The 12,914-nt window shown below is 66.4% G+C and carries 11 protein-coding genes and 5 tRNA genes; 13 read left to right on the top strand and 3 right to left on the bottom strand.

Annotation, left to right across the window (positions count from 1 at the left end; genetic code table 11):
- The first annotated feature begins 3 nt into the window (after nt 1-3).
- From tpiA to G7Y50_RS02040, 5 genes are all read left to right on the top strand, one after another.
- Nucleotides 4-774, top strand: coding sequence for a triose-phosphate isomerase (gene tpiA / locus G7Y50_RS02060; RefSeq protein WP_165056232.1), 771 nt, complete (start codon nt 4-6; stop codon nt 772-774).
- Nucleotides 775-2,376: a 2,3-bisphosphoglycerate-independent phosphoglycerate mutase gene (gene gpmI / locus G7Y50_RS02055; protein WP_165056234.1), complete on the top strand. Its 1,602-nt coding sequence runs from the start codon at nt 775-777 to the stop codon at nt 2,374-2,376.
- A gap of 66 nt (nt 2,377-2,442) precedes the next feature.
- Nucleotides 2,443-2,697, top strand: a complete 255-nt coding sequence (gene secG, locus G7Y50_RS02050) for a preprotein translocase subunit SecG (RefSeq protein WP_165056236.1) — start codon at nt 2,443-2,445, stop codon at nt 2,695-2,697.
- A 98-nt stretch (nt 2,698-2,795) separates the two neighbouring features.
- Nucleotides 2,796-2,884 (top strand) — tRNA-Leu (locus G7Y50_RS02045).
- Between the two features lie 68 nt (nt 2,885-2,952).
- On the top strand, nt 2,953-3,858 hold the full coding sequence (locus G7Y50_RS02040) for a cation diffusion facilitator family transporter (protein WP_165056238.1): 906 nt from the start codon (nt 2,953-2,955) through the stop codon (nt 3,856-3,858).
- A 342-nt stretch (nt 3,859-4,200) separates the two neighbouring features.
- On the opposite strand, the gene G7Y50_RS02035 is transcribed toward G7Y50_RS02040, so the two are convergent.
- Nucleotides 4,201-4,275: transfer RNA gene (locus tag G7Y50_RS02035), tRNA-Val, on the bottom strand.
- Nucleotides 4,276-4,673: 398 nt separating this feature from the next.
- On the opposite strand from G7Y50_RS02035, the gene G7Y50_RS02030 reads away from it, so the two are divergent.
- From G7Y50_RS02030 to G7Y50_RS02020, 3 genes are all read left to right on the top strand, one after another.
- Nucleotides 4,674-4,749: transfer RNA gene (locus G7Y50_RS02030), tRNA-Gly, on the top strand.
- Between the two features lie 67 nt (nt 4,750-4,816).
- A tRNA-Cys gene (locus G7Y50_RS02025) sits at nt 4,817-4,890 on the top strand.
- Nucleotides 4,891-4,912: 22 nt separating this feature from the next.
- A tRNA-Gly gene (locus tag G7Y50_RS02020) sits at nt 4,913-4,988 on the top strand.
- Between the two features lie 814 nt (nt 4,989-5,802).
- Here G7Y50_RS02020 and G7Y50_RS02015 read toward each other — a convergent pair.
- Entirely contained in the window at nt 5,803-6,633 is an 831-nt protein-coding gene (locus G7Y50_RS02015; RefSeq protein WP_165056240.1) for a teichoic acid transporter, read from the bottom strand.
- Nucleotides 6,634-6,900: 267 nt separating this feature from the next.
- Here G7Y50_RS02015 and G7Y50_RS02010 point away from each other — a divergent pair, with 267 nt between their 5' ends.
- On the top strand, nt 6,901-7,722 hold the full coding sequence (locus tag G7Y50_RS02010) for a TerC family protein (RefSeq protein ID WP_165056242.1): 822 nt from the start codon (nt 6,901-6,903) through the stop codon (nt 7,720-7,722).
- Nucleotides 7,723-8,247: 525 nt separating this feature from the next.
- On the opposite strand, the gene G7Y50_RS02005 is transcribed toward G7Y50_RS02010, so the two are convergent.
- Nucleotides 8,248-9,162 (bottom strand): diacylglycerol kinase family protein, encoded by a 915-nt coding sequence (locus G7Y50_RS02005; protein WP_165056244.1) that lies wholly within the window; start codon nt 9,160-9,162, stop codon nt 8,248-8,250.
- Between the two features lie 65 nt (nt 9,163-9,227).
- Between G7Y50_RS02005 and rnd the strand changes: the two genes are divergently transcribed.
- The 4 genes from rnd (at nt 9,228) to xseB (ending at nt 12,833) form a co-directional block, all read left to right on the top strand.
- Entirely contained in the window at nt 9,228-10,376 is a 1,149-nt protein-coding gene (gene rnd / locus G7Y50_RS02000; RefSeq protein ID WP_165056246.1) for a ribonuclease D, read from the top strand.
- A 181-nt stretch (nt 10,377-10,557) separates the two neighbouring features.
- Entirely contained in the window at nt 10,558-11,220 is a 663-nt protein-coding gene (locus G7Y50_RS01995; protein ID WP_165056248.1) for a zinc metallopeptidase, read from the top strand.
- Entirely contained in the window at nt 11,210-12,583 is a 1,374-nt protein-coding gene (gene xseA, locus G7Y50_RS01990) for an exodeoxyribonuclease VII large subunit (RefSeq protein ID WP_165056250.1), read from the top strand. The genes G7Y50_RS01995 and xseA overlap by 11 nt, the downstream gene beginning before the upstream one ends.
- The gene (gene xseB, locus G7Y50_RS01985; protein ID WP_206214731.1) at nt 12,576-12,833 is read left to right on the top strand and encodes an exodeoxyribonuclease VII small subunit; all 258 of its coding nucleotides are present in this window, start codon (nt 12,576-12,578) and stop codon (nt 12,831-12,833) included. Before xseA ends, xseB begins: the two co-directional genes overlap by 8 nt.
- Nucleotides 12,834-12,914 lie beyond the last annotated feature (81 nt).

Here is a 12,914-nt window from a genome sequence, read left to right as displayed (position 1 = left end):
CACATGACCAGAAAGAACCTCATCGCGGGCAACTGGAAGATGAACAACACCATCGGCGAGGCCGTGGTGCTCGCGCAGGAGATCTCCTACGACTTCTACCGCGACTGGCTCGAGACCGTCGACGTGGCGGTGTGCCCGCCGTACGTCGACCTCAAGCCGGTGGTGAACGTGTTCGAGTTCGACCACCTGAAGGTGGGCGTGGGCGCGCAGAACGTCTACTGGGAGCCGAAGGGCGCCTACACGGGCGAGATCTCGATCGAGATGCTGCGCGAGATCGGCTGCGAGTGGTGCATCGTCGGCCACTCGGAGCGCCGCGGGCTGTTCGGCGAGACGAACGAGGACGTGAACAAGAAGGTCAAGGCGCTCGTCGACGGCGGCATCAAGCCCATCGTGTGCGTGGGCGAGTCGCTCGCCGTGCGTGACGAGGGCTCGTACCTCGAGTACGTGTGCGCCCAGGTGCGCGCGGCGTTCGCCGGCGTTGACGAGGCGGCGGCGAAAAGCGCGGTGGTGGCCTACGAGCCCATCTGGGCCATCGGCACCGGCCGCACCGCCACCCCCGAGCAGGCCGAGGAGGTGTGCGCGGCGGTGCGCGCCACGCTCGCCGAGATCTACAGCGACAAGACGGCCGACGCCATGCGCGTGCTCTACGGCGGCTCCATGAACGAGGGCAACGCTGCGCTCCTGCTCGCCGAGCCCGACATCGACGGCGGCCTCATCGGCGGCGCGTCGCTCAAGGCGAAGTCGTTCATCGAGATCGTGAAGGCAGCGATGTAGATGGCGTCTGAGCAGTTCAACGAAGGAAAGGAGGCGCAGGGCGCCGATCGCGCGTCCCTGCGCCTCCCGGCGTGCCTCATCATCATGGACGGCTTCGGCCTCGAGGAGCCGGGGGAGGGAAACGCCATCTCGCTCGCGCAGACTCCCGTGCTCGACGAGCTGTTCGCCACGCGCCCCTGGGTGCGCCTCGAGGCGTCGGGCGAGGCCGTGGGCCTGCCGGCGGGCCAGATGGGCAACTCCGAGGTGGGGCACCTCAACATCGGCGCGGGACGCGTGGTGTTCCAGGAGCTCACGCGCGTCAACCGCGCGTGCGCAGACGGCTCCATCGTCACGAACCCCGAGATCACCGCGGCGTTCGAGGCGGCGAAGGCGCCGGGCGCCGCGCTGCACCTCATGGGGCTCCTAAGCGACGGCGGCGTGCACTCCTCCAACGCCCACCTCTACGCGCTGCTCGAGGCGGCGCGCGACGCGGGCGTGCCGCACGTCATGGTGCACTGCTTCATGGACGGCCGCGATGTGCCGCCCTCGAGCGGCGCGGGGTACGTGCGCGAGCTGGCCGACGTCATGGCCCGGCTCACGAAGGAGGCGCCCGAGAGCGGCTGCGTGATGGAGATCGCCTCCATCGAGGGGCGCTACTACGCCATGGACCGCGACAACCGCTGGGACCGCGTCGCGCGCGCCTACGACACGCTCACGAGCGCGGCGAACCTCACGCAGCTCGGCCCCGTCGAGGCCATGGAGGCGTCCTACGCCGACGGCGTGACCGACGAGTTCGTGGTGCCCGTGGCCCTGAGCGGGCGCGGCATGCGCGACGGCGACGCGGTGATCTTCTTCAACTTCCGCCCCGACCGCGCGCGCGAGATCACGCGCGCCCTCACGGACGCGGGCTTCGCGGGCTTCGAGCGCGCGCGCTGGCCGCAGGTCACGTTCGTGTGCCTCACAGAGTACGACCCCGACATCCCGGCGGCGGTGGCCTTCCCGAAGGAGTTCCCCGACAACGTGCTGGCTGACGTGCTGGCTGATGCGGGGCTTGCTCAGTACCACATCGCGGAGACCGAGAAGTACGCCCACGTGACGTTCTTCTTGAACGGCGGGCGCGAGGAGGAGAAGGCGGGCGAGGAGCGCAAGCTCATCGCGAGCCCGAAGGTGGCGACCTACGACCTCAAGCCCGAGATGAGCGAGCCCGAGGTGGCCGAGGCGCTGGCCGCGGCCATCGACGATGACGCCGCCGACGTGTACATCGTGAACTTCGCGAACTGCGACATGGTGGGGCACACCGGCGTGATCCCCGCCGCGGTGGCCGCCGTCGAGGCGGTCGACGCGGGCGTGGGGCGCGTGCTCGACGCGGTGGCGCGCAAGGGCGGCGTGGCGTTCGTCACGGCCGACCACGGCAACGCCGACAAGATGATCGCGCCGGACGGCACGCCGCACACGGCCCACACCACGGCGCCCGTGCCGTTCGTGCTGGTGGATGAGACGGGGGCGGGCCTCGCCCTAAGCGGGGAGGTAGGGTGTCTGGCCGACATCGCGCCGACGCTTTTGGCCGCCGTGGGGCTTGCGGTGCCCGGCGAGATGACGGGCTCGTGCCTGCTTGCCTCGTAGCGGAGGTTGCGCTATAATAACGAATTTGTGTAAAGGTAGTTATTCCTCCGAGAGAAGAGTGAAACTTTGAATCCTCTGGTTATTGTGTTTCTCATCCTGCTCGTGCTGTCGGGCGTGGGCATGATCGTGTTCATCCTCATGCACTCGGGCAAGGGCACGGGCATCTCCGACATGATCGCGAGCTCCATGTACTCCACCCAGACGGGCACGAGCGTCATCGAGAAGAACCTCGACCGCATCACCATCGCGTGCGCGATCGTGTTCATGGTGTCGCTTTTGGTGCTCATGGTCATTTACCCGCATGGGACGATCGGCGCCTAGCGCCAGCGCAGCCCAGCGCGCCGCAGCAAGAAAAGTTGAAAATTCTTGTTGCATTGCAGCGCCATTCTGCTAAACTATTCGTCGCTGCAAAAAAGCATGTCGGAGTGGTGGAACGGCAGACACGCTAGCTTGAGGTGCTAGTGCCCACATACCGGGTGTGCGGGTTCAAATCCCGCCTCCGACACCATTGAAATTGAAAGCCCCGCTCAGCGGGGCTTTTTTGCATCAGATTCCGTCTTGTGGGGAGGAGGGCGCATGGCTCGTTTCGGCTCCTCGGAAAAGACCGACCACGCGCGCAGCGTGGAGCGGGTGCTCTGGATCGTGTTCGTGCTCAACCTGGCGGTGGCGGCGGCGAAGTTCTTCTACGGCCTGGCCTCGAACTCTGCCTCGATGCAGGCCGACGGCATCCACTCGGTGTTCGACTCGCTCGGCAACATCATCGGGCTCGTGGGCATCGCCGTGGCGGGCCGCCCGGCCGACGCAGGGCACCCCTACGGGCATGCGAAGTTCGAGACGTACGGTTCTATGGCCATCGGCGTGCTGCTCGTGCTCGCAGCCTTCGAGGTGGGCACGGGCGCGGTGGGCAAGCTCATGAGCCAGAGCTACACCGCGGAGGTCACGCCCGTGTCGTTCGTGGTCATGGTGTCCACGCTTGTGGTGAACCTTGGCGTCACGCTCTACGAGCGGCGGCGCGGCAAGGAGCTGCGCAGCGAGATCCTCGCAGCTGACGCGGCCCACACGCTCTCCGACGCGTTCGTGTCCATCGGCGTCATCGCGGGCCTCGGCTTCGTGGCGGCGGGCTTCCCGGCGGCTGACCCCATCATGGCGCTCATCGTGACGGTGTTCATCCTCCTGTCGGCGGTGGGCGTGTTCCGCACGGCGCTGCGCACGCTGTCCGACCACGCGTGCATCCCGCCCGAGGACATCGAGTCCATCGCGCGGGAGATGCCGGGCCTCGTCGAGGTGCACTGCGTGCGCACGCGCGGCACCGAGGCGGAGGTGTACTGCGACCTGCATGCGCTCGTCGACCCCGAGATGACGGTGCGCGCGGCCCACGAGCTCGGCGACGCCTTCGAGCGCGAGGTCATCAAGCGCCATCCCAACGTGAAGGAGGTCCTCGTCCACATCGAGCCCTACGGCGAGGACGAGTCCTACCGGTAGCGCCCGCCAGAGCACCAGAAAAGCGGCGAGGAGAGAGCTGGGGGAGTACGCCAAGGCGTGCGACGGGATTCCCTTGGGACAGGGAGACGCCCGTGAGGGCGCCTGGGAGACGGCGAGGAGGGAAGAAGCGCCAAGGCGTGGCTAATTCCCTAGCGGCAGGGCAGCGCCAAGCTTGCGGACGGGGATATAGGAACAAAAGTGTGTAATCGTGATTAATCGATCGCGTAAGGATACGACGTCACACATAGGTCACGCATGGCGGAGGAGCGCCTTGGCCCGGCATGAGGGTGTTTGCGCTGATGGCAGCAAAAAAGCGGCCAGAAGACCGCTTTCGAATTTCAATGGTGGGCGGTACAAGATTTGAACTTGTGACCCCTACCGTGTCAAGGTAGTGCTCTCCCCCTGAGCTAACCGCCCACGTATATGGTGTGCATCGCATTACCGCGTCAGCAAGAAAATATTTTAACAGAGCAACAGAATCTGACAAGCCCCTTTTTCAAGAATTTTTGCCAGAAGGGGAGGGTGGAAGGGGTTGCGTCCCTCCTGCCCGTGTCGCCGTCTGCGTTGCCGCTTTTTTGCTGCCCTCAGCCCGCGCGCCAGCTGGTGCGCGCGGTAGCTTTTCAAAGCAACCGCAACGCCTGTGTGAGGTGCGCCCAATATCTTGGACCAAAACCGAGAGAGAGGTTTTGAGGTACGCCGAGCATGATGAGTTTCGGGGCTGGTGCGTGCCGCACGCCTCGGCAAGACGTTCGTAAAAAAGTTGAAAAAAATGCTTGCATGAGAGTTTAAGTTCCTCTAATATATCTCTTCGCGACGCGGACATGGCTCAGCTGGTAGAGCACCACCTTGCCAAGGTGGGGGTCGCGGGTTCGAACCCCGTTGTCCGCTCCATTGTCACATCGAGGCTGGTCAGGCTTACGCAATGGCCAGCCTCTTACATGACGGCAAGCTTGAAAATGGCGACGTGGCCAAGTGGTAAGGCAGAGGCCTGCAAAGCCTTCACCCCCGGTTCGAATCCGGGCGTCGCCTCCATTCGGCTTTGACAACCTAACATGCGGACATGGCTCAGCTGGTAGAGCACCACCTTGCCAAGGTGGGGGTCGCGGGTTCGAACCCCGTTGTCCGCTCCATTGCTCATCGTGCAGCCCTGGGAATCTCCCAGGGCTGCTTTGCTTTTCGGATCCTTTACGGGTCGTTTGAGGGGTTCGCTCCAGAAGCGTTGGCGGGGATCGCGGGCGTATCGCGGGATATAGGGTTAAGTTTCAAAAAGTGTGTAATCCATCATCAGTCGATCGCATATGGGCGCGGCGTCTGATGATGGAGCTCCGACCACACGATCCCCTCGCCCCATCTGGGATATAGGCGAAAAAGTGTGTAGGGACCGTTTATTCGCGGGTGGCATATGGGCAGAAAGGCATGTTCGCAGTCCGGTTACCGACAACGACGCTTTTCCATCCACCCCTCAGGTGATTCTGGATGAAACGAGGCCGTTATCGGTGATTTCCCGAAGAAAGTGGATGCAAAAGGCGCGTTGTCGGTGGTTTTTGGGGCTCGAAGCACCGACAACGGGCGTTTTCCATCCAGCTTTCCCGAGGAGGTGGATGGAAAGGGGGCGTTGTCGGTGTTCCGAGTGAGTGGCGGGCAGGGCGTTCTCCACCGAAGCGCCGAAAGGGGCTTGCCGCCGAAGCACCGACAGGGCGTTCTCCACCGAGGCACCGACAGGGGCTTGCCGCCGAAGCACCGACAGGGCGTTCGCCGCCGAAACACCGCCGAAAGCGCTCCGTTACAGCGGGAATCAACCTGATCGAGCCCTAGCCGGGGGCTTGGCCGGCTTCGCCGGGGGGCTTGACAGCCCTGGCCGGTTTGGCCGAGGGGCTTGGCGGCCATGGCCGAGGGACCTGAACGCCCTGGTCGAGGGGCTTGGAAGCCCTGGCCGGCCCTCCCTTACGCGCTCGTCAGCTTGATTCCGACGTAGCTGGCGCTTGCGGGGATGCCGCTGATGTCGTACATCTCGGAGAGCGGCAGGGCGGACACGCGCCAGTTGTAGACGTTGCCCTCGCTCTCGATCACGCCGGCCGCGTAGGTGTTGCCCGACTCGTCGACGCCCGAGTCGTCGATGGCGCATTCGGCGAGCCCGGCGGCGTTGATGGCGCTCTGCACGGCCTCCTGGACGGACAGCGAGGTGAAGTCGGCGTAGCGCACGCGCGCAAACGAACCGCTCGTGTGGTTCACGGTGAGGTCCCACGCGCCGTTGAGCAGGCGCACCGCGTCAGCCGCGCTCAGGTTGTCGATGCCGGTGAGGTACATCGCGCCCGCGTCGGCCACCGTCACGCCCTCGGGCAGCTTGATGACCTCGAAGCTGCCGTCCTCGGAGGTGCCCGGCGCCACGCGCTCGTACAGGGTGGCGCCTGACGCGTTGAGCGCGTCCATCACCTCCTGGTCGCTCATCGTCATGAACGACACGAGCGCAGGCACCTCGATGGGCACCTCGCGCGCGAGGTTCTCCTCGAGCGCCGCCTGCTCGCGCGCAGGCGCGTTCACGATGGCGTCGAAGTACTGGAACAGAAACACCCCGCCGATGACCGCGGCCACGAGCATGCCAGCGAGCGCCCCGGCGCGCACCGGCTGCGGCAGCTCGAGGGGGCGCGCGAGCGCCGGCGCGTCGAGGTAGCGGATGTTCTCGTTCTCGAAGCCCGGCAGCGGCGCAGCAGCGGCCCGCGGGCGCTCCATGCGCGCGGGATCGCGCAGGGAGCCGAAAGGAAGCTGGAATGCCATGCAAACTCCTTGTAATATTTTGTGACTCCGCCGATTATAGCATTGCGGCTGGCTCTGCCCTCTGATAGCATGAACGCACTCCATGGGGGAGTAGTTGGCGCGAAACAGCGCGATGCGTTCAACATCATGGCAGCGCGGTTGCACCTTGGCAACAAGCGGTCTGGCGCATCTTAATTAACGAGACTCATGGCGCAGAATCGATGACGCAGCGGATCATCGGCTTTGCGCCATGAGTTTTTTTGTGGAAGCAAACCGAAAGGAGCGCGTGTGGACTTCTCGATCTTCGCGACACCCGAGGCGTGGATCAGCCTCATCACCCTGATATTCCTCGAGATCGTGCTCGGTGTCGACAACATCGTGTTCATCTCGATCACCACGAACCGCCTGCCCGAGGACAAGCAGCACATCGGCCGTAAGCTCGGCTTGGCCGGCGCGCTCATCATGCGCTGTTTGTTCCTCTGCTTCGCCAGCTGGCTCGTGCACATGACCACGCCGCTGTTCACCCTCGACCTCGGCGACTTCTCACACGGCTTCTCCATACGCGACCTCGTCATGCTCGCCGGCGGCGGCTACCTCATCTACAAGGGCATCGTCGAGCTCCTCGACGCGCTGCGCCTCACCGAGATCAAGGCGAAGAGCTCCGAGGTTCACGCGCTTCTGCATATGCTCTCGCTTCCCCAGGCCGTCGGCACCATCATGGTGATGGACCTCGTGTTCTCCATCGACTCGGTCATCACGGCGGTGGGCCTCGCCGAGCACCTCATCATCATGATCATCGCCGTCATCGTGGCCATCGTGGTTATGATGGTGTTCATCGACTTCATCGCCGACTTCATCAACCGCAACGTCGAGATGAAGCTTCTGGCGCTCGTGTTCATCACCGCCATCGGCGTCCTGCTCGTGCTTGACGCGGCCGGCATCACCACGGGCATCGAAGTGCTCGACATGCACCTCGAGAAGCTCATGGTCTACTTCGCCATGGTGTTCGCGGTGATCCTCGAGCTCATCCAGATGCGCTACAACGCGAACCTGGCGCGCTGGAAGGCCAGCCAGGCCGTCAAGGAGCGCACGCTCGACGACCGCGCCTAGACGCTGCGCGACGCGGGGACGTCTGGACGCGCGACGTGCAGGCGCCCCTGTTGTGTAGTGGCCCGCGCTTGGGCGCTCGCCCCCCATGTCACCCGAGCGGAGCGCCCTTCTATGCCCTCCCCGTGTCATCCTGAGCGGAGCGCCGTAAGGCGCGGAGTCGAAGGATCTGGTCGCAAGGGGGTTGCGCATGCGGGCGCACCGTGCTTGGGGCCAGATCCTTCGACTCGCTTCGCTCGCTCAGGATGACACGGGAGTTGTTCTCTTAGGGTGGCACGGGGAGGTTGCTCGCTTGGGATGGCACGGGGAGGCTGCTCGCTTGGGACGATACGGGGGAGGTCCTCGCTCAGCGGACTGGCCGCCCGTCAGACGCATCCGGCGCCCCTGATGCGCAGCAGCCCCGCGCCCAGGCGTCCCCATCCCGCGCAGCCCCTCGCGCCAAGGCGCCCCTGATGCGCAGCGGCCCGCGCCCAGGCGCCCTTCGTCCCTGTTGCGTAGTGGCCTGGATGCCCAGGCGCCCTTCGCCTCTTACGCCTCGGCGAAGACGCGGCAGCATTCCTCTGACACGATGAAGCGCGCCGCCTTGGGCAGCATGCGCACGGCGAACGGCGTGGTGTAGCTCGTGACCTCGCCGTCGTACTGCACTACCAGCGGCGGGTCGGCCTCGACGGTGATCTCGCGCCCGCGGTAGATCTCGAGTGCGTCCGTGCGCCCGGGGAACTCGCCCGAGCGGTCGAGCACGCAGGCGATCAGGGCGGGGATGAGCCCGAAGGCGTCCTTGGTGTTGAGCACCACCACGTCGAACGCCCCGTCGCGCGGGAGGTTCTCATGCACGAGCGAGAGGTCGAACTGGATCTTCGAGAAGTTCGCGATGAGCACGCCCACGCCCGAGCTTCTCACCTCGCGCCCGTCGATGCTCAGCGTGAACGTGGCGTGCTGGGGCGTGGCGTTGGCCACGGCCGAGGTGAAGTAGGCCATGGGGCCGAGGAGCTTCTTGCCTGCGGCAGCGCCCTTCATGATGGTGGCGTCGTAGCCGGCGCCCGCCATGATGGAGAATCCGCAGTGCTCGCCGCCCGGGAGCTCGATCTCGCCGATGTCGAAGTCCATGCAGCGCATCTCGCGCGTCATCTTGGCGAGCGCGTGCGGCTCGGTGGGCGAGGCGAGGTTCATGGCGAGCAGGTTGGCGGTGCCCGAGGGGAAGGGGAGCACCGGGATACCAGTGTCCGCCAAGAGGTAGGTTACCGTGGCGATGGTGCCGTCTCCGCCGGCGGCCACCACGGCGTCGTAGTCCTCGGCGTCATGGAGGAAGGTGCGCAGATCCGAGCTGCCGTCCGTGGAGCGCATCGTCACCTCGTCGCCGTCGGCCGCGAACGAGCGCACGAAGTCGTAGACCGCGCCCTCGCCGAAGCCGGAAGCCAGGTTATTTATCACGAGCAGTTTCACAGATTTCCTTTCCCAAGCTACAATGGCATGGTACTACAAACTGTGATCATGTTAGGAACAACTCGGTGTACATAGCGAACCAGGAAAGCCTCGAGGCGTTCGTCGAGCGCGCGAGGTCCTCCTCCCTTCTTGCCATCGATACGGAGTTCCTTCGCGAGAAGACCTACTACGCGAAGCTGTGCCTGCTCCAGATGGCGACCGACAGCGAAGTGGCCGTCATCGACCCGTTCGCGGTGCGCGACCTGCGCGTGATCGCCCCGCTGCTTGCTGACGAGTCCGTCCTGAAGCTCTTCCACGCGGGCGGGCAGGACCTCGAGATCCTCTACCGCGAGATCGGCGTGCTGCCCCACCCGGTGTTCGACACGCAGATCGCAGCGGCGCTCATCGGGCACACCCAGCAGATCGGCTACGGGGCGCTCGTGAGCGCCACCTGCGGCGTGTCGCTCAAGAAGATCGACTCGTTCACCGACTGGTCGCGCCGGCCCCTGTCCGACTCGCAGCTCAGGTACGCGGCCGACGATGTGGTGTACCTGCCGCAGGTCCACCGCGTCCTCACCGAGGCGCTCGAGAAGAAGGGGCGCCTCGGCTGGCTCGAGCGCGACTTCGACGACCTGGTGGACCCAGCGCGCTACGAGAGCGACCCGCGCGAGCGCTTCCGCCGGCTCAAGCGCGGCAACCAGCTCTCGCGCAAGCAGCTCGCGGCGGCGCGCGAGGTGGCCGCGTGGCGCGAGGTGGAGGCGCGAAGGCGCGACGTGCCGCGCAAGTGGGTGCTCACCGACGAGCAGATCGTGGAGGTGTGCAAGCGCGAGGCGGCGACGATCGACGATTTGTTCATGGTGCGCGGCGTGCGCGAGCGCCTCACCACGCGCGACGCGCGCACGGTGGCCGACCTCATGAGGAAGTCGTACGCCCTGCCCGAGGACGAGTGGCCGGAAGTGGACCGCTCATCGCGCAACGAGCCGAACGTCGACGCGGAGCTCGACCTCATGAACGCCGTCGTGCGCCTGCGCGCGCGGGAGAACGGCGTAGCCATGCAGACGCTCGCGAGCCATGCGGACCTCTGCCAGGTGGCGCGCGGGCACACCGACGTCGACGTGCTGCACGGGTGGCGCCGCGCCATCGTGGGCGAGGAGCTGCTCGACCTTCTGGCCGGCAGGATCTCGCTGAGCCTCGAGGGCGGCGGCGTGAAGGTGACGCGCGTGGGACAGCCGTAGGAGGGTGCGCGGCGCGCGTGGGAGCGGTGACGTGGGGCGCGCCCCGCATGCGGGCAGGGGCCTGCGCCCGCGCGGGTTGCGAATGTTTGACGGTGTTCCACCTGTGGTACATCATTCGTACGTTTGTCGGATATAATGCCCCCTAAGCACGTAGACCAACCGAGAAGGAGTGAGACGCAACATGTCCATGAGTTACCTTTCCCTCATCGTGGTGACGCTCGTCATCGGCATGGGGGCAACGTGGTGGGTGAACCACCAGCTGAAGAAGTTCCGCAGCGTGGGCTCGGCGAGCGGCTACACCGGCGCGCAGATGGCCCAGCACATGCTGTCCTACCACGGCGTGTCGGGCGTGGAGATCCGCATGGGCGGCCCCGACCAGAACCACTTCGACCCGCGTGACAACTCCATCACGCTCGACCCTGACGCCTACCGCGGCACGTCGATCACGTCGATCGCCACGGCCTGCCACGAGGTGGGGCATGCCTGCCAGTTCGCCGAGGGGTACGCCCCCATGCGCATCCGCGGCTCGCTCGTCCCGGCGGTGAACCTCGCGTCGAACGCGTGGATCTTCCTGCTGATGCTCGGCATCATCATGAACATCTTGGAGCTCACCACGCTGGCCATCATCATGTACGCCGTGGTGGTGCTCTTCCAGATCGTCACGCTGCCGGTCGAGTTCGACGCGTCGCGCCGCGCGAAGGCGTACCTGGCCAACGTCGGCGCGCCCGCAGCCGAGCAGGGCGGCACCGCGAGCGTCCTGCAGGCGTGCGCGCTCACGTACGTGGCGGCGGCCCTCACCTCGATCCTGCAGCTTCTGTGGCTGCTCGGCCAGCGTGAGGAGTAGCGAGCGGCAGGAGGCTCTCTCGGTCTCGGGCGCGGTGGCGCTGGCCAAGGGCGCGCTCGAGGGCGTGGTGGTGCGCCTCGTCGGCGAGGTGTCCGAGGTCTCCAACAAGCCGGGCTACAAGGCCGTCTACTTCACGGTGAAGGACAGAAGCGCCTCCTTGCCGTGCATGATGTGGAACAACCGCTACCAGGCAGCGGGCGTGCAGCTGCGCGTCGGCGCGCTCGTGGAGCTCACCGGCCGCTTCACGCTCTACGCGGCGAAGGGGCGCATGAACTTCGACGTGTTCTCGGTGGCGCTCGCGGGCGAGGGCAACCTGCGCCTGCAGGTGGCCGAGCTCGCGCGCAAGCTCGCGGCCGAGGGTCTCACCTCACCTGAGCGCAAGCGGCCCCTGCCAGCGTATCCGCAGGCAGTCGGCCTGGTCACGTCGCCGCGCGGCGCGGCGGTCCATGACGTTTTGCGCACGCTGCGCCGCCGTTGGCCGCTGGCGCGCGTGCTTCTGGCCGGCGTGCCGGTCGAGGGCGCGGGAGCGCCGGCGGCCATCGTGGAAGGCATGCAGCGCGTGGTGATGGCCGGCGCCGAGGTGGTGCTCGTGGTGCGCGGCGGCGGGTCGTTCGAGGACCTCATGCCGTTCAACGACGAGCGCCTCGCGCGCGCCATCGCCGACATGCCGGTCCCGGTGGTCACGGGCATCGGGCACGAGCCCGACACCTCCATCGCCGACATGGTGGCCGACGTGCGTGCCTCGACGCCCACGTACGCCGCCGCGGGCGTGGCGCCCGAAGGCGCCGAGGTGCGTGCGCGCCTCGATGCGCTCGCGTCCGCGCTCGCCGCGCGCGAGCGGGCGCGCGTGGTCGCGTCGAGCCGCCGGGTGGAGCTCATGGCGGCGTTGCCGCTCTTCCGCGAGCCGATGCGCCTGTTCGAGGCTGACGCGCGTGCGCTCGACGAGCTGTCCGGGCGCCTTCACGCGGCGCTCCCGCAGGCCATCGCGTCCGACCGCCGTGCGCTCGAGGGCATGCGCGCCCTGCTCGCCGGCTCGCTCTCGCGCCTCGGCGAGCGCGAGGGGCAGCGCACGTGCGCGCTCGCCGAGCGCCTGCGCTATCAGGGCCGCGCGCTGCCGCGGCGCTTCGCGGGCGACGTTTCGATGATGGCGGCGCGCCTGAACGACCTGTCGCCGCTTATGGTGCTCGCCCGCGGCTACGCCATCGCGCGCGACGAGCGCGGGGGCGTGGTGAAGTCCGTGGACGACGTCCGCTCGTCCGACGCCGTGGAGCTCACCGTCTCCGACGGCGTCGTCAACTGCAAGGTAGTAGGCACGCAGCGCATCACAACGGCGCTGGAACCATGGGAGGATAGCGATGAATGAGGAATTGAAGCCGGTCGAGGAGCTGACGTTTCGCCAGGCCATGGCCGAGCTCGAAGGCGTCGTGAACGTGCTCGAGTCCAACACGCTCGAGCTTGAGGAGTCGCTGGAAAGCTACGCGCGCGGGGTCTCCCTGCTCGCGTCGCTGCAGAAGCGCCTCGACGCCGCCGAGCAGCAGGTCGACGTGCTCATGGGCGAGCTTGCGCCTGCACCTGACGACGCGACCTTGGACACCACGCTCCAGAAGGCGTAGGCGACAACCTGCCTGCGGGCAACCCGCCTGCGGCAGCTCATCTGCGGGAGCTTTTCCGCAGCAGCCAACCCGCAGCAACCC

This window comes from Adlercreutzia sp. ZJ176, from assembly GCF_011038975.1.
GTDB lineage: Bacteria > Actinomycetota > Coriobacteriia > Coriobacteriales > Eggerthellaceae > CAAEEV01.
The sequence above is the reverse complement of the archived record's forward strand: the minus strand, read 5'-3'. Positions and strand labels throughout refer to the sequence as shown.